The sequence below is a fragment of the Streptomyces sp. NPDC052040 genome (assembly GCF_044548405.1).
Lineage (GTDB): Bacteria > Actinomycetota > Actinomycetes > Streptomycetales > Streptomycetaceae > Streptomyces.
In genome coordinates this window covers 264529-283563 of the sequence record NZ_JBIUBV010000004.1, presented here as the reverse complement: position 1 = coordinate 283563, position 19035 = coordinate 264529, and the positions used below count along the sequence as shown (strand labels likewise).

Below are 19035 nucleotides of genomic sequence, written 5' to 3'. Positions count from 1 at the left end.
ACTCCCGCCGCGGCCGACGTACACTGGTCGGTCCACCGCAGGCCGGTTCCCCCTCCGGGAACCGGCCTGGTCGTCCCTTGAAGGAGGTATGCCGGATGACCACCACGGTCCCCGCACCCGGAACCCGAACGGCCGAAGGCTCCGCCCTGCAAGCCGTGCTCCTCGACATGGACGGCACGCTGGTGGACACCGAGGGATTCTGGTGGGATGTGGAGGTCGAGGTCTTCGCCTCCCTCGGCCACACCCTCGACGACGCCTGGCGCCATGTCGTCGTGGGCGGCCCGATGCAGCGCAGCGCCGGTTTCCTGATCGAGGCCACCGGCGCCGACATCTCCCTCGACGCCCTCAGCGTGCTGCTCAACGACGGCTTCGAGAGCCGTATCGACCGCAGGCTGCCCCTGATGCCCGGCGCCGCCCGGCTGCTGGCCGAGCTGGCGGCGCACGACATCCCCACGGCCCTGGTCTCCGCGTCGCACCGGCGCATCATCGACCGGGTGCTCGCCGCGATCGGACCCCAGTACTTCGCGCTGACCGTCGCCGGTGACGAGGTGGAGCGCACCAAGCCCTTCCCGGACCCCTATCTGCTGGCGGCCTCGGGCCTCGGCGCCGAGCCCGGCCGGTGCGCGGTCGTCGAGGACACCGCCACCGGGGTCGCGGCCGCCGAGGCGGCGGGCTGCAAGGTGGTCGCCGTGCCGTCGGTCGCACCCATCGCACCGGCCGCCGGACGCACCGTGGTGACCTCTCTCGAGGGGGTCGACCTGGCATTTCTCCGCGGTTTGATGACGGAAATGCGCTGAGCGTTCACCCAGCGTGCGGCCCGAATGGACGCATTACCGGGGAGTGTCCAGTCGAATAAATTAATACCCGGCCGCCAGGCCGAATTCGGGTGCGTTCCACCGGACTTGGGGTGTGACGTTCGCCACCCGCGAGGGGGTCGACAGGTCGGGTGAAGTGTGCTGATCCCCCCGCTTCGGGGGCGGTCGGCGCACCCTTGTGTCCCGATTGGTGAAACGCTGCACGAATCCTTCCCTGCGCGGTTTTTCGGTGCGTCCGCAACCGGTTCCGCAGCGTGATGGGAACTCAACTCCGGTGACGGTGAGCCCTCGTGCGGGCGCGGTCTAATCTCGTCGCGAGAACATCGCCACAACCCCGTGATCCCTCGCACCACCATGCTTGACGGGTACACGGATCCAACAGCCCTGGAGAAACTCGAGCATGAACCGCAAGACTTTGGTGCTGCCGGCCGTCGTCGGTCTGCTCACCCCCGTCCTCGCTGCCTGCGGCGGGTCCGACAGTGGGGGCAAGAGCGGTGATGCCATCGTCGTCGGAACCACCGACCGGTTCGCCGCCTCCAGCGACGCGCCCGCGCCCTTGGACCCGGCGTACGCGTACGACGTCGGCAGCTGGAACATCCTGCGCCAGACCGTGCAGACGCTGATGGTCCAGCCCCGGGGCGAGGGCGACCCCGAGCCCGAGGCCGCCGAGAGCTGCGGCTTCACCGACACCGGCAACGAGCGCTACGCCTGCAAGCTGCGCAGCGGACTGAAGTTCGCCAACGGCGACCCGGTGACCGCGGCCGATGTGAAGTTCTCCATCGACCGCGCCCTCTCCCTGAAGGCCGACAGCGGTGTCTTCGCGCTGCTGTCCACCATCGACACCGTCGAGACGCAGGGCGACAACCAGGTCATCTTCCATCTGAAGACCGCCGACGCCACGTTCCCCTTCAAGCTGTCGACGCCGGTGGCCGGCATCGTCGACCCGAAGGACTACCAGAAGAACAAGCTGCGCGACGGCTTCCAGATCGACGGCTCGGGCCCGTACACCATGCAGGCCGAGGTGTCGAACAACGAGATCGTCAAGGCGACCTTCAGCAAGAACCCCCACTACGAGGGCCTGCTGAAGCCCAAGAACGACCAGGTGGTTCTCCAGTCCTTCAAGGACGCCGACACCATGGGCGCCGCCCTCAGCAAGGGCGACATCGACGTCATGACCCGCACGATGTCCCCGGAGCAGATCCGCAAGCTCCAGAACGACACCACCGGGGACGTCAATCTGGTGGAGATGCCGGGTCTGGAAATCCGCTACCTCGCCTTCAACACCGACGCCGCGACGGTGAAGAGCAAGGCCGTCCGCGAGGCCATGGCCCAGGTCATCGACCGCAACGCGCTGGTCTCCAAGGTCTACGGCTCCCAGGCCCAGGCCCTGTACTCGCTGGTCCCGGCGACCATCACCGGGCACTCCAACTCCTTCTTCAACAAGTACAGCGACCCGAGCGTGGCCAAGGCCCGCACGCTGCTGGACAAGGCGAACATCACCACCCCGGTGAAGCTGACGCTGCATTACACGACCGACCACTACGGCTCGGCCACCGCCAAGGAGTTCGAGGTGCTCAAGGAGCAGCTCAACGGCAGCGGTCTGTTCGACGTCACCATCCAGGGCACCCCCTGGGACAAGTTCCGCCCGGCCGAGAAGAAGGGCGCCTACGACGTCTACGGCATGGGCTGGTTCCCCGACTTCCCGGACGCCGACAACTACCTGGCGCCGTTCCTCGACAAGGACAACACCCTCGGCTCGCCGTACGTGAACACGGAGATCCGCAACACGCTGATCCCGCAGTCCCGTCGGGAGGCCGACCGCCTCACCGCGTCGAAGAGCCTCACCGACATCCAGGACATCGTCGCCGACGAGGTGCCGATCCTCCCGCTGTGGCAGGGCAAGCAGTACGTCGCCACCCGTGACGACATCACGGGCAGCGAGTACGCGATGAACTCCTCCTCCACGCTCCAGCTGTGGGAGCTGAGCCGCGGTGTGAGCGGCTGACCCCAGTAGTGCCACGAGAAGACCCCCGGGCCGTCCGGCCCGGGGGTCTTCCGTATGTCCTGGCGTGTCCGCGAGGCGGAGCGCACCGGAACCCGTCCGGCGCGGGCGCGGCTACTGCGCGCCGGGGCGCACCAGCCCGCTCTCGTACGCGTACACCGCGGCCTGTACCCGGTCGCGCAGCCCCAGCTTGGTCAGCACATGCCCCACATGCGTCTTGACCGTGGTCTCGCTGACGAACAGGTCGGCGGCGATCTCGGCGTTGGACAGCCCGCGCGCCACCAGCTTCAGCACCTCCACCTCGCGCTCGGTGAGAGTGCCCAGGGTGTTCGGCACCGGCTCGTCGCCGGACGGCAGATGACCCGCGTACTTGTCGAGCAGACGGCGCGTGATGCTCGGGGCGAGCATCGCCTCGCCCCCCGCGACCACCCGGATCGCCTGCACCAGCTCATCGGCCGGGGCGTCCTTGAGGAGGAAGCCGCTGGCCCCGGCGCGCAGCGCCTCCACCACGTACTCGTCGAGGTCGAAGGTGGTCAGCACCAGCACCTTCGCCGGGCCGTCCCGCCCGGGCCCGGTGATCTGCCGGGTCGCCTCCACGCCGTCCATCCGCGGCATGCGGATGTCCATCAGCACCACATCGGGCTGGAGCGCGCGCACCTGGTCGAGGGCCTGGAGGCCGTCTCCGGCCTCGCCGACGACCGCGATGTCCGGCTCGGCCTCCAGGATCATGCGGAAGCCGGTGCGCAGCAGCGGCTGGTCGTCGACCAGTAGGACGCGGATGGCCACGTAAGTCTCCTTCGCTCGTCCGGGCCCATTCTGCCCTGCCCGGCGCATCCCGGTCCGGGCACCCCGAGGGCCCCGCCCGGGGGAGTGAGCCCGCTCCCGGGTCCGTCAGCCCGCCGCGGGCGGCGCGCTCTCCCCGGGGGCGGCCCCCGGATCCGCGGCGGTGGTGCGCACCGCCAGCGGGTACGGCGGGGGAGTGCCGCCGAACTCCGGGCAGACGGCCTGGTGGTCGCACCAGCCGCACAGCTTGGTGGGCCGCGGCCGCCAGTCACCCGTCTCGGTCGCCAGCCGGATCGCCTCCCACAGCGCGAGCAGTTTCCGCTCGACCCGCTCCAGATCGGCGAGCACCGGGTCGTACGTGAGTACGTCGCCGCTGCCGAGATACACGAGCTGGAGCCGCCGCGGCACGACCCCCTTCAGCCGCCACACCACCAGGGCGTAGAACTTCATCTGGAACAGGGCGCTCTCGGCGTACTGGGGCCTCGGTGCCTTGCCCGTCTTGTAGTCGACGATCCGCACCTCGCCGGTGGGCGCGACGTCGACGCGGTCGATGATCCCGCGCAGCCTCAGCCCGGACGGCAGCTCCGCCTCGACGAACAGCTCCCGCTCGGCGGGCTCCAGCCGGGTCGGGTCCTCCAGCGTGAACCAGCGCTCCACCAGCCGCTCCGCCTCGCCCAGCCACCGCGCGAGACGCTCCCCCTCGGGGTCGTCCGCGAACAGCTCCGAGACCTCGGGCCTGGTCTCCCGCAGCCGGTCCCACTGGCTCGGGATCAGGGACTTGGCACGCGGAGCGGTCCGCTCCACCGCGGGCGCGTCGAACAGCCGCTCCAGCACCGCGTGCACCAGCGTGCCCCGGGTCGCCGCCTCACTCGGCTTCTCCGGCAGTTTGTCGATCACCCGGAAGCGGTAGAGAAGCGGACACTGCATGAAGTCGCCGGCGCGCGAGGGCGACAGCGACCCCGGGGGAGCGGGGGCCACGGCGGACTGCCCGGCGGAGCCGTCGGTGCTGGTATCCATGGCCCCAGACCATACGGCCCGCCACTGACAGTGACCCAACCGCTCCCGGCCCGGCCCGTCGCCTCCCCGGCGCCAGGGCCCTGGACGGCCGGGTACGGCAGGGGTCCGCGCGGCGAATGGTCCGGGCGACCGCGGGGAGAACGGAGGGGGTGCCGGGGCGGAACGCGACGCGACGGCCGAATACCATCGACCCAGACCCTCCCGCCCGGCACCGAACCGGGCCCGGGAGACGCTTCGATCGAGGGGACATCGTGGACGAGAGCGGCGGGAGCGGACGGCCGCGCCCCGGCAACGACGAGTCGACCGACCACGAGGCGCCCCCCACGGCACGCCCCGCCGACGCCCCACGCCCCGGCCCGTCGGCCCCGGCCCACCCGGCCGACGGCACACCCGCTCCGGCCGACGGCACACCTGCCCAAGCCGACGGCACGGCGACTCCGGCCGAAGACGGCACGGCGACCGCGGCCGGTGCCGATCCGGCAGCCGCCACCGGTGCCGACAGCGCCCGGCCCGTCCTGCACGACGCCGAGCCCGCCCCCGGATCCCCGTCGGCCCCGGTTCACTCCGACGGCCGAACGGGCTCCGAGCCGCTCCTCGCCGCCACCCCGGAGCCCGGCCCCGAGCCGCACCCCACCGCCTCCCCGGCGCCCGACCCCGGGCACCCCGGGGACACCTCCCCACCCCGGCCCACCGCCTCCCCGGCGCCCGACCCCGGGCACCCCGGGGACACCTCCCCACCCCGGCCCACCGCCTCCCCCGAGCAGGCCCGGCACCCGGACCCCGCCGAGGACCCGCACCCGGCCCCCACGGAAGACCCCACCCCCGCGGAAGCCCCCCACCGGGCCGACGACCCGACCGCCTCCGCCCACGACCCCCACACCCCCGCCCGCGCCCTCGCGCACGGCGGAGCCACCGGCCCGGGCCGCCCCCCGAGGCGCCCCCGGGAGCCCGGTGGCGGCATCCTCATGGGGCGGCCGTTCGGCGTCCCGGTCTATGTCGCCCCCAGCTGGTTCCTCGTCGCCGCCCTGATCACCTGGGTGTTCGGCGGCCAGCTCGACCGCGTGCTGCCCCAGCTCGGCGCCGCCCGCTATCTCGTCTCCCTCTTCTTCGCGGTCGCCTTCTACGCCTCCGTCCTCGTCCACGAACTGGCCCACACCGTCGCCGCGCTGCGCTTCGGGCTGCCGGTGCGCCGCATCCAGCTCCAGTTCTTCGGCGGCGTCTCCGAGATCGAGAAGGAGGCCGAGAGCCCGGGCCGGGAATTCGTCCTGGCCTTCGTCGGCCCCCTGCTCTCCCTCGTACTGGCCGGGATCTTCTATCTCGCCATGGGATCCGTGCGGTCCGACACCGTCCCCGGTGTCCTGCTGGCCGGACTGATGATCTCCAACGTCATCGTGGCCGGCTTCAACTTCCTGCCCGGTCTGCCCCTGGACGGCGGCCGCATGCTGCGCGCCGTCGTCTGGAAGATCACCGGGCGGCCGATGAGCGGCACCGTCGCCGCCGCCTGGGTCGGCCGCGCCCTCGCCATCGCTGTCCTGATCGGCCTGCCGCTGCTCACCCAGTCGGGCGCCCTCGGGACCACCGCCGAGGACAACGTGGGCATGGACACCGTCACCGACGCCCTGCTCGCCGCCATCCTCGCCGCGATCATCTGGACCGGCGCGGGCAACAGCCTCCGCGTGGCCCGGCTCCGCGAACACCTCCCCGAGCTGCGCGCCCGTACCCTCACCCGCCGCGCGGTCCCCATCGAGACCGACACCTCCCTCGCCGAGGCCCTGCGCCGGGCCAACGCCGCGGGCGCCCGGGCCCTCGTCGTCGTCGACGGACAGGGCCGCCCCCTCTCCCTGGTCCGCGAGTCCGCCATCGTCGGCGTACCCGAGCACCGGCGCCCCTGGGTCAACGCCAGCGAACTCGCCCAGGACCTGACCGAGGGCATGCACGTCTCCGCGGAACTGGCGGGCGAGAACCTCCTCGACGCCCTGCGTGCCGCCCCCGCCACCGAGTACCTCGTCATCGAGGACAACGGCGAGATCTACGGCGTGCTGTCGGCCGCCGATGTGGAGCGCGCCTTCGTCAAGGCCATGGCCCGCCCGAGCTAGGCCCGAGCCCCCCCGGCGTGGTCGGCGGCCCCTCCGGCGACCGGTAGTCTGGTCACATGTCCGAACCGACCGGTGCCGCCCGCCGTCGCGGGCCCTTCAAGGTCGGGGACCAGGTTCAGCTGACCGACCCCAAGGGCCGCCACTACACGTTCACGCTCGAAGCCGGGAAGAACTTCCACACCCACAAGGGTTCCTTCCCGCACGACGAACTGATCGGTGCTCCCGAGGGCAGCGTTGTCCGCACCACCGGGAACGTCGCCTACCTCGCGCTGCGCCCCCTGCTCCCCGACTATGTCCTGTCCATGCCCCGCGGGGCGGCCGTCGTCTACCCGAAGGACGCGGGGCAGATCCTCGCCTTCGCCGACATCTTCCCCGGCGCCCGCGTCGTGGAGGCGGGTGTCGGCTCCGGCTCGCTCAGCAGCTTCCTGCTGCGCGCCATCGGCGACCAGGGCATGCTGCACAGCTATGAGCGCCGTGCCGACTTCGCCGAGATCGCCCAGGCCAACGTCGAGCGCTACTTCGGCGGTCCGCACCCCGCCTGGCAGCTCACCGTCGGCGACCTCCAGGACAATCTGAGCGACACCGACGTCGACCGCGTCATCCTGGACATGCTCGCCCCCTGGGAGTGCCTGGAGGCCGTCTCCAAGGCGCTGGTCCCCGGCGGCATCCTCTGCTGCTACGTGGCCACCACCACCCAGCTCGCCCGGACCGTCGAGTCCATCCGCGAGATCGGCTGCTTCAACGAGCCGAGCGCCTGGGAGTCGATGATCCGCAACTGGCACATCGAGGGCCTGGCCGTCCGCCCCGACCACCGGATGATCGGCCACACCGGCTTCCTGCTCACCGCCCGCCGCCTCGCCGACGGAGTGGAGCCGCCCATGCGCCGCCGCCGCCCCGCCAAGGGCGCCTACGGCGAGGACTACGCCGGACCCAACGCGGACGGAGGCGCCGGTCGCTGACCCGGCCCCGCATCCCGTACAACGCACGAGCGCCGTGGCCCAGTTCCCGCATTCCCTGCGGAACTGGGCCACGGCGCTCGCCCGTTGAAGCCCCCGGGCATCCCGGGAGCTGACGCTCCACCAGAAGCGGGTACCCGGCGTTTCCCTCGCACTGTGACGTGTGGCACGATGCGGGACACCCCACCGGCACAGCCCTCACAGGAGACACTTCTCTCGTGCAGCACCCCGCCGTTCCGGAACTCGCACACACCACCACCCGGCCCGTCCACTGGCTGGCCACCGCCACCGCCGTCTACGGCGTGATCGCCCTGACCTCCGTGCTGCACCCCGGCTCCGCGACCGCCGCCCAGCCCGAGGTCCGGACGAAGGCGGCCCCGGTCACGGCCGCGCCCCCCGACCCGGCCAAGGTCCACTTCCCCCTCGACTGCGGTCCGACCAAGGTCCTCGTCGTCAAGAGGGCCACCGGCGACCTCGACGGGGACGGCCGCCCCGAGACCGTGGCGGTGGTCCACTGCGACGCCGGCATGGGCACCCCGCCCGACTCCGTCTATGTCCTCACCCGGGCCGCCGACAGCGGTGAACCCCGGGTCGTCGCCACCCTCGTCGGCCCCAAGGAGCGCCTCACGGTCACCGCGATCGCCGTGCGTGACGCCTCCGTCACCGCGACGACCCTCGGCTACTCCTCGTCGGACGTACCGAGTTGCTGCCCCGATGTGAAGGCCTCTACCGAATGGCAGTGGAGGGGCGGCGCGTTCGTCCGCTCCGCCCCTTCCGAGGCGCGGACGGTGTGACCCGGGCCGTGGCGCCGGGCCACGGCATCGCCCCCTCGGCTCATGGCCGTCCGGGGGCGCCCAGGGGTCGCAGGGGCGAAGTCCCTGTGAGAAAACAGACAGCCATGACAGCCTGTCGTCCTACGATCACTCGGCGTCCGGGCCGTAGATCTCCACTTTGTCCGAAACCCGGCGTACATGGATGCACTCGCCGGGGCACTCCCGCGCCGAGTCGACCACGTCCGTGAGAAGCGGCAGCGGCACGGGCGTTGTGGCCCCCGCGGCCTGGAGCAGCTCGTCGTCCGCCCCCTTCACATAGGCCAGACCGTCGATGTCCAGCTCGAACACCTCGGGCGCGTACTGGGCGCAGATGCCGTCACCGGTACACAGATCCTGGTCGATCCAGACCTCCAGCTCCCCGCCGTCGACTCCGGCCTGCTGCACGGTCACCTCTCCTGCCCTTTTCTGCGCAGAGCCACCCCGGGAATCCGGCCAGCCCTGACGGGTGTTGAACACCCCGAGCCTACCTTCGCCCGCTTTCCAATCATGTTCGGTGGGTATTCCCCTGGCGTGAGGGAGAGCGCAAGGGTGAAGATCGGACACACCTCGACAGTCTTTGTGATCTAGGGGTTTCAATCGACACCCACCCAGGTAGGGTCTGGAAACGTCCAGCTCCCCTTGGAGGAGGTGAGGACCGTGGCAGCCCACGACGACGACATTAACCGCGGCATCCGCCCGGGACGCGGGTCCGAGGACCCGGCCGGGCAGATCGCCTACCTTGAGCAGGAGATCGCCGTCCTGCGACGCAAGCTCGCCGACTCTCCGCGACACACGAGGATTCTCGAAGAGCGGATCGTCGAGCTGCAGACCAACCTGGCCGGCGTGTCCGCGCAGAACGAGCGGCTCGCCAACACGCTCCGTGAGGCCCGCGACCAGATCGTGGCCCTCAAGGAGGAGGTCGACCGGCTCGCGCAGCCGCCGGCCGGCTTCGGTGTCTTTCTTCAGGCGAACGAGGACGGCACGGCGGACATCTTCACCGGGGGCCGCAAGCTCCGGGTGAACGTCAGCCCCAGCGTGGAGCTGGAGGAGCTGCGCCGCGGCCAGGAAGTCATGCTCAACGAGGCGCTCAACGTGGTCGAGGCCATGGAGTACGAGAGCGTCGGCGACATCGTCACCCTCAAGGAAGTGCTGGAGGACGGCGAGCGCGCCCTGGTGCTCGGGCACACCGACGAGGAGCGGGTGGTGCGGCTCGCGGAGCCGCTGCTGGACGTCACCATCCGCCCCGGCGACGCCCTGCTGCTCGAACCCCGCTCCGGCTACGTCTACGAGGTCGTGCCCAAGAGCGAGGTCGAGGAGCTGGTCCTCGAAGAGGTCCCCGACATCGGCTACGAGCAGATCGGCGGCCTCGCCGGACAGATCGAGGCCATCCGCGACGCGGTCGAGCTGCCGTACCTCTACCCCGACCTCTTCAAGGAGCACGAACTGCGCCCGCCCAAGGGCGTCCTGCTCTACGGTCCGCCCGGATGCGGCAAGACCCTCATCGCCAAGGCCGTGGCCAACTCCCTGGCCAAGAAGGTCGCCGAGGTGACCGGTCAGGCCGCGGGGAAGAGCTTCTTCCTCAACATCAAGGGCCCCGAGCTGCTCAACAAGTACGTCGGTGAGACCGAGCGGCAGATCCGCCTGGTCTTCCAGCGGGCCCGGGAGAAGGCCAGCGAGGGCACCCCCGTCATCGTCTTCTTCGACGAGATGGAGTCCCTCTTCCGCACCCGCGGCTCCGGTGTCAGCTCGGACGTGGAGAACACCATTGTCCCCCAGCTGCTCGCCGAGATCGACGGTGTGGAGGGCCTTCAGAACGTGGTCGTCATCGGCGCCTCCAACCGTGAGGACATGATCGACCCCGCGATCCTGCGGCCCGGCCGGCTGGACGTCAAGATCAAGATCGAGCGCCCCGACGCCGAGGCGGCCAGGGACATCTTCGGGAAGTACCTCACCGAGCGGCTCCCGCTGCACGCCGACGACGTCAGCGAGCACCGGGGCGACAAGGCGGTCACGGTCCAGGGCATGATCCAGACCGCTGTCGAACAGATGTATGCCGAGTCCGACGAGAACCGCTTCCTCGAGGTCACCTACGCCAATGGCGACAAGGAAGTCCTCTACTTCAAGGACTTCAATTCCGGCGCCATGATCGAGAACATTGTCGGCCGTGCCAAGAAAATGGCGATCAAGGACTTCCTTGAGCACAGCCAGAAGGGCCTCCGGGTCTCCCACCTCCTCCAGGCCTGCGTGGACGAGTTCAAGGAGAACGAGGACCTGCCCAACACCACCAACCCGGACGACTGGGCCCGCATCTCCGGAAAGAAGGGCGAGCGGATCGTATACATCCGTACCCTGATCACCGGAAAGCAGGGCGCGGACACCGGACGCTCCATCGACACGGTGGCAAACACCGGTCAGTACCTGTAAAGGCAGGGCGGCTGCGGGTGCCCGGCGACGGGACCCGCAGCCGACGCTTTTCCGGACACGGCCGGAGCAAGGCAATGACGCAAATGATCTCCCCGCCGACGCAAAGGCGTTCTAGGCTCTTTCGTACCGCCGCGTCGCGCCGTGCGGGGACGGGCACCGCACGCGCACCGGAGCACCAGCGGTACATGAGCGCCGCCCCCGACCGAGGGCGCCGCCCGGCAAGGAGGGCCGCATGACCGTACGGCGAGTAATGGGCATTGAGACGGAGTACGGCATCTCCGTCCCCGGCCACCCCAATGCCAATGCCATGCTCACCTCGTCCCAGATCGTCAACGCCTACGCCGCGGCGATGCACCGGGCCCGCCGGGCTCGCTGGGACTTCGAGGAGGAGAATCCGCTGCGGGACGCGCGGGGCTTCGACCTCACCCGCGAGGCCGCCGACGCCAGCCAGCTCACCGACGAGGACATCGGCCTGGCCAACGTGATCCTCACCAACGGCGCGCGGCTCTACGTCGACCACGCACACCCCGAGTACAGCGCCCCCGAGGTGACCAACCCCCGCGACGCCGTCCTCTGGGACAAGGCCGGTGAGCGGATCATGGCGGAGGCGGCGGAGCGGGCCGCCCAGCTCCCCGGCGCCCAGCCGATCCACCTCTACAAGAACAACACCGACAACAAGGGCGCCTCCTACGGCACGCACGAGAACTACCTGATGAAGCGGGAGACCGCCTTCTCGGACATCGTGCGCCACCTCACGCCCTTCTTCGTCTCCCGCCAGGTCGTCACGGGCGCCGGCCGCGTGGGCATCGGCCAGGACGGCCATGAGCACGGCTTCCAGCTCAGTCAGCGCGCCGACTACTTCGAGGTCGAGGTCGGCCTGGAGACGACACTCAAACGGCCCATCATCAACACCCGGGACGAACCGCACGCCGACGCGGAGAAGTACCGGCGCCTCCATGTGATCATCGGCGACGCCAATCTGTCCGAGATCTCGACCTATCTGAAGCTGGGCACCACCGCCCTTGTCCTGTCGATGATCGAGGACGGCTTCATCGCCGTCGACCTTGCCGTGGACCAGCCCGTACGCACCCTCCACCAGGTCTCCCACGACCCCGGTCTCCAGCGCCTGATCACGCTCCGCAGCGGCCGGACACTCACCGCGGTCCAGCTTCAGATGGAGTACTTCGAGCTGTCGCGCAAATACGTGGAGGAGCGCTTCGGGGCCGACGCCGACGACCAGACCAAGGACGTGCTGGCCCGCTGGGAGGACACCCTGAACCGCCTGGAGCGGGACCCCATGAGCCTCGCCGGTGAGCTGGACTGGGTGGCCAAGCGGGAGCTCATGGAGGGGTACCGGCGCCGGGACGCCCTGGACTGGGACGCGGCCCGGCTGCACCTGGTGGACCTCCAGTACGCCGACGTACGCCCCGAGAAGGGCCTGTACAACCGTCTGGTGGCCCGCGGGCGCATGAAGCGGCTCCTGGACGAGACCGAGGTCGAGCGGGCCCGTACGAAGCCGCCGGAGGACACCCGTGCCTACTTCCGCGGCCGCTGCCTGGAGCAGTACGCGGACGATGTCGCCGCGGCCTCCTGGGACTCGGTGATCTTCGATCTGCCGGGCCGGGACTCGCTCCAGCGGGTCCCAACCCTGGAACCGCTTCGCGGAACGCGTAATCACGTCAAGGAGCTGCTGGACCGCTGCCGCACGGCGGAGGACCTGGTCAGGGTGCTCTCGGGCGGCTGATCGGGTTCACGGGCGGCTCCACCGGGCAGGGTAGTAAGTCCCGGCGCCCGGGAATCATCGAGGCGGTCCCCGTGCGTTGGAGCAACCGCGGGGCCGATGTCGGACCGGGCTTGTAGGGTCTGATCATCATCGATCGGCAGGAATGCCGACCATGTCGGGCGAACTGAGCGGGGTGAGGGTAATGGCTACCAAGGACACCGGCGGCGGACAGCAGAAGGCCACACGCTCCACTGAGGAAGTCGAGGAGCAGGCGCAGGACGCGCAGGCCACCGACGACCTGAAGGAGCGGCAGGAGAAGCTGAGCGACGACGTGGACTCGGTTCTCGACGAGATCGACGACGTGCTCGAGGAGAACGCCGAGGACTTCGTGCGCTCCTTCGTGCAAAAGGGCGGGGAGTAGCGGGAAGCGTCCGGGCGGCGTCGTGCGGAACGAGGCACGGCCCGCCTCGGCGTGTCCCGTTCCGCGCCGGGCCGCGGACCGTCCGCGGCACGGCCCTGCGTCCCGGAGACCGCACGACGCGTCGTACTCGGCCGACCGCCCCCCGGGGCGCGTCCGTTGCCGCTGTTTTTCGGCCTCTCCCGCACATGTGGATCACCCCCTTGGTGCGGGTAGGGTCCGAGGCGTACTGAGCTTCAGCTGCACGGCAGCTGAGACCTACGTGGAAGGAAACGCGTGGAAGCCAACCCTCGTAGCACCGGGCGTCTACCGGCCGCCTTCCTGACGCCCGGCTCGTCCTCCTTCATGGACTTCCTCGGCGACCACCAGCCCGAGCTGCTGCCCGGCAAGCGGCAGCTGCCGCCCACCCAGGGAGTGATCGAGGCCCCGCACGGCACCACGATCGTGGCCACGACGTTCCCGGGGGGCGTCGTGCTCGCGGGCGACCGCCGCGCGACCATGGGCAATGTGATCGCCCAGCGGGACATCGAGAAGGTCTTCCCGGCGGACGAGTACTCGGCGGTCGGGATCGCCGGCACGGCGGGCCTCGCCGTGGAGATGGTCAAGCTGTTCCAGCTGGAGCTGGAGCACTTCGAGAAGGTCGAGGGCGCCCAGCTGTCCCTGGAGGGCAAGGCGAACCGGCTGTCGACCATGATCCGTTCCAACCTCGGCATGGCCATGCAGGGCCTGGCCGTGGTCCCGATCTTCGCCGGGTACGACGTGGACCGCGACCGGGGCCGCATCTTCTCGTACGACGTCACGGGCGGCCGCTCCGAGGAGCACGGCTACGCGGCCACCGGCTCCGGCTCGATCTTCGCGCGCGGCGCCATGAAGAAGCTCTACCGTGATGACCTGACCGAGGAGCAGGCCACCACCCTGGTGGTCCAGGCCCTCTACGACGCGGCAGACGACGACTCGGCGACCGGTGGTCCCGATGTCGCCCGCCGGATCTATCCGATCGTCACCGTGATCACCGAGGACGGCTTCCGCCGTCTCACCGAGGACGAGACGGGCGAGCTCGCCCGCACGGTCCTCCAGCACCGCCTGGAGCAGCCGGACGGCCCCCGGGCCGCCCTGCTCTGACGGGCCCCGTTGGTCGGTGAAGGTGATCGAGTGACTTCGACAGAAAGGGACGGATAACCGGTGTCGACGCCGTTCTATGTCTCCCCCCAGCAGGCCATGGCCGACCGGGCGGAGTACGCCCGCAAGGGCATCGCGCGCGGCCGCAGCCTGGTCGTGATGCAGTACGCCGACGGCATCGTGTTCGTCGGCGAGAACCCGTCCCGCGCGCTCCACAAGTTCAGCGAGATCTACGACCGGATCGGTTTCGCCGCGGCCGGCAAGTACAACGAGTACGAGAACCTGCGCATCGGCGGGGTCCGGTACGCCGACCTGCGGGGCTACACCTACGACCGGGGCGATGTGACCGCCCGGGGCCTGGCGAACGTGTACGCCCAGACACTGGGCACCATCTTCTCCAGCGCCGCGGAGAAGCCGTACGAGGTGGAACTGGTGGTCGCCGAGGTGGGGGAGACCCCGGAGGGCGACCAGATCTACCGGCTGCCGCACGACGGTTCGATCGTGGACGAGCACGGCTCGGTCGCGGTCGGCGGCAACGCGGAGCAGATCAGCACCTTCCTGGACCAGCGCCACCGGGACGGAATGACCCTCGCGGAGGCGCTGAAGCTGGCGGTGCAGGCCCTGTCCCGGGACACCAACGGCAGCGAGCGGGAGATCCCCGCCGAGCGCCTCGAGGTCGCGCTGCTGGACCGTACGCGCCCGCAGCAGCGCAAGTTCCGGCGGATCGTGGGCCGCCAGCTCGCCCGGCTGCTCCAGGCGGACGGCGCCTCGACGGCCGCGGAGGCGGAGGACGAGTCCGCGGAGGACGAGGAGTGATCCGGCGTCGCGCTCCCCGCGGAGCGTGACGCCGCAGGTGCGCCGCAGCCGCGCCGCCCAGGCCCTCCCGGCCGGGGCGGCGCGGCTGCGGCGTATCAACGCCCGGGGAGGCCCCTCAGGGGCCCGGAGGGGCCGTGGACCCCCGTACGACGAGTTCCACGGGGATGTCCCCCTGCTGCGGCGTCCCGCCCTCCAGGACGGCGAGGAGGGCTTCCATGCCGCGCTCGCCGAAGAGTTCCGCGTCCAGCCGGACCGTGGTCAGTTCGGGGTCGAGCGCGCTCGCCAGGGCGAGATCGTCGAGGCCGGTGACCGAGAGGTCCTCGGGGATGCGCAGTCCCAGGCGGCGGGCGGCCTTGTAGGCGCCCGCCGCGAGCTTGTCGTCGTCGCAGACCAGGGCGGTGGGCCGGGGCCCGGGCGCGGCGAGGGCGGCCTCGGCGGCGGCCAGGGCGCCCTCGATGGAGATGGGGGCGCGGGTCGTCGCCAGGGTGGCACCGGGGACCGCGGTGAGGCGCCCGGCCAGCTCCTGCGCGCGGATGTGGAAGGTCCAGGAGGGGACGTCGGCGGCAAGGTGCAGAAAGCGCCGGTGGCCGAGGGCGAGCAGGTGGCCGGCCACCTGACGCACCCCGTCCGCGATGTCGAGGTTGACGGTGGCGGCGCCCAGGCTGCCCCGGGGGTCGCTGTCCAGCATCACCAGGGGGAGCTGGTCGCCGTGGATGGCGGTGAGGGCGTCGGCGGCCATGGAGGAGGCGATCACCCCGTCCAGGGCGGCCTGCGCGGAGTGGAAGGGGTCCCGGGCGGGTCCGACGCCCTCGGGGGAGGGGTAGAGGACGACACCGAAGCCGTGCCGGGCGGCGACGCGTGCGGCCCCGGTGTAGACACCGGCGAAGAACTCGGTGGTCAGGGCGGGGACGACCAGCAGCACGGTACGGGTGTGGCCGAGGCGCAGATTGCGGGCGGCGAGGTTGGGCCGGTAGCCCAGCTCCCGGGCGGCTTCGCGTACCCGCTCGGCGGTGGCGGCGGAGACCCGGCCGCGCCACTTGTCGCCGAGGACGAGGGAGACGGCGGCCTGGGAGACTCCGGCGGCCTGGGCGACATCGCGGCTGGTGGGTCGCGTGCTACCTGATGCCACCGGGGGCCTGCTCTTTCGTCTGGACTCGTGGACAGCGCACATGGTACGTATGGCGGACGAGGTTATACGTACAACGTCGGTCGGGACCGAGACAAAAAGGGACCGGCACACCACGGGACCGGCGCAGACGAGTCATGCAGCCGGCCCCGGACCGCGGTCACCACGGGCCCTCGCGCACCGGGCGGGAGCCCCGCGCGGCGGCGCGCAGGACGCACAAGCGACCAGAGAAACGACAAGAGAGGACCAAGAGCGGATGGCCGCGGGTTATCTGGAGATCCTGAGGGCGAAGCACGCCGCGCGCCTGCTCGTCGGGACGCTCGTGGGCCGACTGCCCAACGCCACCGCGGCGATCGCGGTGGTCCTCTTCGTCCGGGCCGAGGGCGGCACCTACAGCCTCGCGGGCGCGCTCGCGGCGGTCTACGGGGTGGCCAACGCCGCCGGGCAGCCGCTGCTCGGCCGCCTGGTCGACCTGCACGGCCAGCCCCGCGTCCAGCTGCCCGCCGCGGTCGTCTCGGCGCTCGCCATGACCGCCTTCGCGCTGACGGGCCTGGAACCGCTCCCGGTGGCCTACGCCGCCATGGCGCTCGCCGGACTGTTCACCCCGCCGCTGGAGGGCGGACTGCGGGCCCTGTGGCCGGCGGTGCTGCGCCGCGAGGAGCAGGTGCACATCGCGTATGCGATGGACGCCATCGCCCAGGAGGTGATGTTCACCGTGGGGCCGCTCCTGGTGACGCTGTGCACCTCGCTCTGGTCGGCCCGGGCGGCCCTGATCGTGCTCAGCGCGGTCGGCGTGGCGGGCGCGCTGTCGGTGGTGCTCTCGCCGCCGTCCCGGGCCTGGCGCTCCGCGCCCCGGGCCGCGCACTGGCTCGGCGCCCTGCGCTCCTCGGGGCTGGTGGCGCTGCTGGGCGCCTTCCTGTTCGTGGGCATCGCGCTCGGCTCCATCACCGTGGCCTCGGTGTCCTACGCCGACGGCCACGGCGGGGACGCCGTCTACGGGTGGCTGATGGCGGGCCTGGGGCTTGGCGCGCTGGCCGGGGGCACGGTCTACGGGGCCCGGCAGTGGCGCGGCGCGCCGGAGCGGCGACTGCGCCTGCTGGTGGGCCTGCTGGCGGTGTGTTACCTGCCGCTGATGCTGGTGCCGGGCGCGGTGCCGATGGTCCTGCTGTCCGTGCTGTCGGGGGTGTTCCTCGCGCCGTGCATCGCCTGCGCGTTCATCATCGTGGACCGCCAGGCGCCCGCGGGCACGGTCACGGAGGCCTTCTCATGGCTGGTGACCACCTTCACCGTGGGTGCGTCGGTGGGCACGGGCGTGGCCGGGCCGGTGGTGCAGGAGGGCGGAGCCCGGTGGGGATTCGCGGTGCCGGGCGCCGCCGGAGCCGTGTCCCTGCTGGTGCTGCTGGCCACCGCGCGGCTCCTGGCAGCTCCCGTGGAAGGGGCGGTGGTTGCGGCTTCATCGGAAAATGATCCAAACCGTGCCGTCGAACCCCGTTTCAGCTCGGGGGATCGGGCGTAATGTTCAGTCATGGACCGCCGCATTTTCGGGCTGGAGAACGAGTACGGCGTCACGTGCACGTTCAGGGGACAGCGCCGCCTGTCGCCTGACGAGGTGGCGCGGTACCTCTTCCGCCGTGTCGTGTCATGGGGCCGTAGCAGCAATGTCTTTCTGCGCAATGGCGCCCGTCTCTATCTCGACGTGGGCTCACATCCGGAATATGCCACACCCGAATGTGACAATGTGATCGAACTGGTCACCCACGACAAGGCAGGCGAGCGCATTCTCGAAGGGCTGCTGGTCGATGCCGAACGCCGCCTGCACGAGGAGGGAATCGCAGGCGACGTCTACCTCTTCAAGAACAACACGGACTCGGCGGGCAACTCCTACGGTTGCCACGAGAACTATCTGGTGGCGCGGCACGGGGAGTTCTCCCGGCTCGCGGACATCCTGATTCCGTTCCTGGTCACGCGGCAGCTGCTGTGCGGCGCCGGCAAGGTGCTCCAGACCCCGCGCGGCGCGGTCTACTGCGTGAGCCAGCGCGCCGAGCACATCTGGGAGGGCGTCAGCTCGGCGACCACCCGCTCCCGGCCGATCATCAACACCCGGGACGAACCGCACGCCGACGCCGAGCGCTACCGCAGGCTGCACGTCATCGTCGGTGATTCGAACATGTCCGAGACGACCATGCTGCTCAAGGTCGGCGCCACCGACCTGGTGCTGCGCATGATCGAGGCGGGCACCGTGATGCGCGACCTCACCCTGGAGAACCCGATCCGGGCGATCCGCGAGGTCAGCCACGACATCACGGGCCGCCGCAAGGTGCGCCTGGCCAGCGGCCGAGAGGCCTCCGCACTGGAGGTCCAGCGCGAGTACTACGAGAAGGCCGTGGACTTCTGCGAGCGCCGCGGCATCCGCACGGGCACGGTCGAGCAGGTCCTCGAACTGTGGGGCCGCACCCTGGACGCGATCGAGGCCGAGGACCTCGACCGGATCGGCACCGAAATCGACTGGGTGATGAAGTACAAGCTCATCGAGCGGTACCGGGCCAAGCACAACATGACGATGTCGCACCCGCGGGTCGCCCAGATAGACCTCGCCTATCACGACATCCACCGCCGCCGCGGCCTGTACTACCTGCTGGAGAAGAAGGGCCAAGCCACCCGGATCTGCAACGACTTGAAGATCTTCGAAGGCAAGTCGGTTCCCCCGCAGACCACTCGGGCGCGGCTGCGCGGCGACTTCATCCGCCGGGCCCAGGAGCAGCGCCGTGATTTCACGGTCGACTGGGTCCATCTCAAGCTGAACGACCAGGCGCAGCGGACCGTGCTGTGCAAGGACCCCTTCCGTTCGGTGGACGACCGGGTGGAGAAGCTCATCGCCGGAATGTGAGTGCCGTCCCGGCCGCCGAGCCGGAACGCAACGCGGGCGCC

The 19035-nt window shown here is 70.6% G+C and carries 16 protein-coding genes; 12 read left to right on the top strand and 4 right to left on the bottom strand.

The window, feature by feature from the left end; all coding sequences use genetic code 11:
- Positions 1-95 precede the first annotated feature (95 nt).
- A complete protein-coding gene (locus ACIHAA_RS12035; RefSeq protein WP_399815872.1) occupies positions 96-797 on the top strand; it encodes an HAD family hydrolase in 702 nt (233 codons plus the stop codon).
- 418 nt (positions 798-1215) lie between these two features.
- On the top strand, positions 1216-2820 hold the full coding sequence (locus ACIHAA_RS12030) for an ABC transporter substrate-binding protein (RefSeq protein WP_399815871.1): 1605 nt from the start codon (positions 1216-1218) through the stop codon (positions 2818-2820).
- Between the two features lie 111 nt (positions 2821-2931).
- Here the strand turns inward: ACIHAA_RS12030 and ACIHAA_RS12025 are convergent, their stop codons facing one another.
- Both ACIHAA_RS12025 and ACIHAA_RS12020 read right to left on the bottom strand, forming a co-directional pair.
- Positions 2932-3603, bottom strand: a complete 672-nt coding sequence (locus tag ACIHAA_RS12025; protein ID WP_399815870.1) for a response regulator — start codon at positions 3601-3603, stop codon at positions 2932-2934.
- 105 nt (positions 3604-3708) lie between these two features.
- Positions 3709-4617, bottom strand: coding sequence for a RecB family exonuclease (locus tag ACIHAA_RS12020; protein WP_399815869.1), 909 nt, complete (start codon positions 4615-4617; stop codon positions 3709-3711).
- A 251-nt stretch (positions 4618-4868) separates the two neighbouring features.
- Between ACIHAA_RS12020 and ACIHAA_RS12015 the strand changes: the two genes are divergently transcribed.
- The 3 genes from ACIHAA_RS12015 to ACIHAA_RS12005 all read left to right on the top strand — a co-directional run bounded on the left by ACIHAA_RS12015 (position 4869) and on the right by ACIHAA_RS12005 (position 8463).
- On the top strand, positions 4869-6713 hold the full coding sequence (locus tag ACIHAA_RS12015; RefSeq protein WP_399815867.1) for a site-2 protease family protein: 1845 nt from the start codon (positions 4869-4871) through the stop codon (positions 6711-6713).
- Between the two features lie 56 nt (positions 6714-6769).
- A complete protein-coding gene (locus ACIHAA_RS12010; RefSeq protein ID WP_399815865.1) occupies positions 6770-7672 on the top strand; it encodes a tRNA (adenine-N1)-methyltransferase in 903 nt (300 codons plus the stop codon).
- 215 nt (positions 7673-7887) lie between these two features.
- Entirely contained in the window at positions 7888-8463 is a 576-nt protein-coding gene (locus ACIHAA_RS12005) for a hypothetical protein (RefSeq protein ID WP_399815863.1), read from the top strand.
- A gap of 126 nt (positions 8464-8589) precedes the next feature.
- Here ACIHAA_RS12005 and ACIHAA_RS12000 read toward each other — a convergent pair whose 3' ends face one another.
- Complete coding sequence (locus ACIHAA_RS12000; protein WP_399815861.1) at positions 8590-8892, bottom strand: ferredoxin; 303 nt, start codon at positions 8890-8892, stop codon at positions 8590-8592.
- 246 nt (positions 8893-9138) lie between these two features.
- Here ACIHAA_RS12000 and arc point away from each other — a divergent pair, with 246 nt between their 5' ends.
- The 5 genes from arc to prcA all read left to right on the top strand — a co-directional run bounded on the left by arc (position 9139) and on the right by prcA (position 14981).
- Positions 9139-10905 (top strand): proteasome ATPase, encoded by a 1767-nt coding sequence (gene arc, locus ACIHAA_RS11995; protein WP_399815859.1) that lies wholly within the window; start codon positions 9139-9141, stop codon positions 10903-10905.
- A gap of 232 nt (positions 10906-11137) precedes the next feature.
- On the top strand, positions 11138-12649 hold the full coding sequence (gene dop / locus ACIHAA_RS11990; protein WP_399815857.1) for a depupylase/deamidase Dop: 1512 nt from the start codon (positions 11138-11140) through the stop codon (positions 12647-12649).
- 181 nt (positions 12650-12830) lie between these two features.
- A complete protein-coding gene (locus tag ACIHAA_RS11985; protein WP_127181041.1) occupies positions 12831-13049 on the top strand; it encodes a ubiquitin-like protein Pup in 219 nt (72 codons plus the stop codon).
- Positions 13050-13322: 273 nt separating this feature from the next.
- Positions 13323-14168 (top strand): proteasome subunit beta, encoded by an 846-nt coding sequence (gene prcB, locus ACIHAA_RS11980; RefSeq protein WP_399815854.1) that lies wholly within the window; start codon positions 13323-13325, stop codon positions 14166-14168.
- A 60-nt stretch (positions 14169-14228) separates the two neighbouring features.
- Complete coding sequence (gene prcA, locus ACIHAA_RS11975) at positions 14229-14981, top strand: proteasome subunit alpha (protein WP_399815852.1); 753 nt, start codon at positions 14229-14231, stop codon at positions 14979-14981.
- Positions 14982-15096: 115 nt separating this feature from the next.
- On the opposite strand, the gene ACIHAA_RS11970 is transcribed toward prcA, so the two are convergent.
- Positions 15097-16110: a LacI family DNA-binding transcriptional regulator gene (locus ACIHAA_RS11970; protein WP_399815850.1), complete on the bottom strand. Its 1014-nt coding sequence runs from the start codon at positions 16108-16110 to the stop codon at positions 15097-15099.
- A 253-nt stretch (positions 16111-16363) separates the two neighbouring features.
- Here ACIHAA_RS11970 and ACIHAA_RS11965 point away from each other — a divergent pair, with 253 nt between their 5' ends.
- Both ACIHAA_RS11965 and pafA read left to right on the top strand, forming a co-directional pair.
- Positions 16364-17623 carry an MFS transporter gene (locus ACIHAA_RS11965; RefSeq protein ID WP_399815848.1) on the top strand — a complete coding sequence of 420 codons (1260 nt, stop codon included), beginning with the start codon at positions 16364-16366 and terminating at the stop codon, positions 17621-17623.
- A gap of 9 nt (positions 17624-17632) precedes the next feature.
- Positions 17633-18994 carry a Pup--protein ligase gene (pafA, locus tag ACIHAA_RS11960; protein WP_365166794.1) on the top strand — a complete coding sequence of 454 codons (1362 nt, stop codon included), beginning with the start codon at positions 17633-17635 and terminating at the stop codon, positions 18992-18994.
- Positions 18995-19035: the final 41 nt, after the last annotated feature.

What these genes read in the sequence shown, in the direction of transcription:
- ACIHAA_RS12035 (WP_399815872.1), top strand. Translation starts at nt 96, where the DNA reads ATGACCACCACGGTCCCCGCACCCGGAACCCGAACGGCCGAAGGCTCC.
- ACIHAA_RS12030 (WP_399815871.1), top strand. Translation starts at nt 1,216, where the DNA reads ATGAACCGCAAGACTTTGGTGCTGCCGGCCGTCGTCGGTCTGCTCACC.
- ACIHAA_RS12020 (WP_399815869.1), bottom strand. Translation starts at nt 4,617, where the DNA reads ATGGATACCAGCACCGACGGCTCCGCCGGGCAGTCCGCCGTGGCCCCC.
- ACIHAA_RS12010 (WP_399815865.1), top strand. Translation starts at nt 6,770, where the DNA reads ATGTCCGAACCGACCGGTGCCGCCCGCCGTCGCGGGCCCTTCAAGGTC.
- dop (WP_399815857.1), top strand. Translation starts at nt 11,138, where the DNA reads ATGACCGTACGGCGAGTAATGGGCATTGAGACGGAGTACGGCATCTCC.
- ACIHAA_RS11985 (WP_127181041.1), top strand. Translation starts at nt 12,831, where the DNA reads ATGGCTACCAAGGACACCGGCGGCGGACAGCAGAAGGCCACACGCTCC.
- ACIHAA_RS11965 (WP_399815848.1), top strand. Translation starts at nt 16,364, where the DNA reads ATGGCCGCGGGTTATCTGGAGATCCTGAGGGCGAAGCACGCCGCGCGC.
- pafA (WP_365166794.1), top strand. Translation starts at nt 17,633, where the DNA reads ATGGACCGCCGCATTTTCGGGCTGGAGAACGAGTACGGCGTCACGTGC.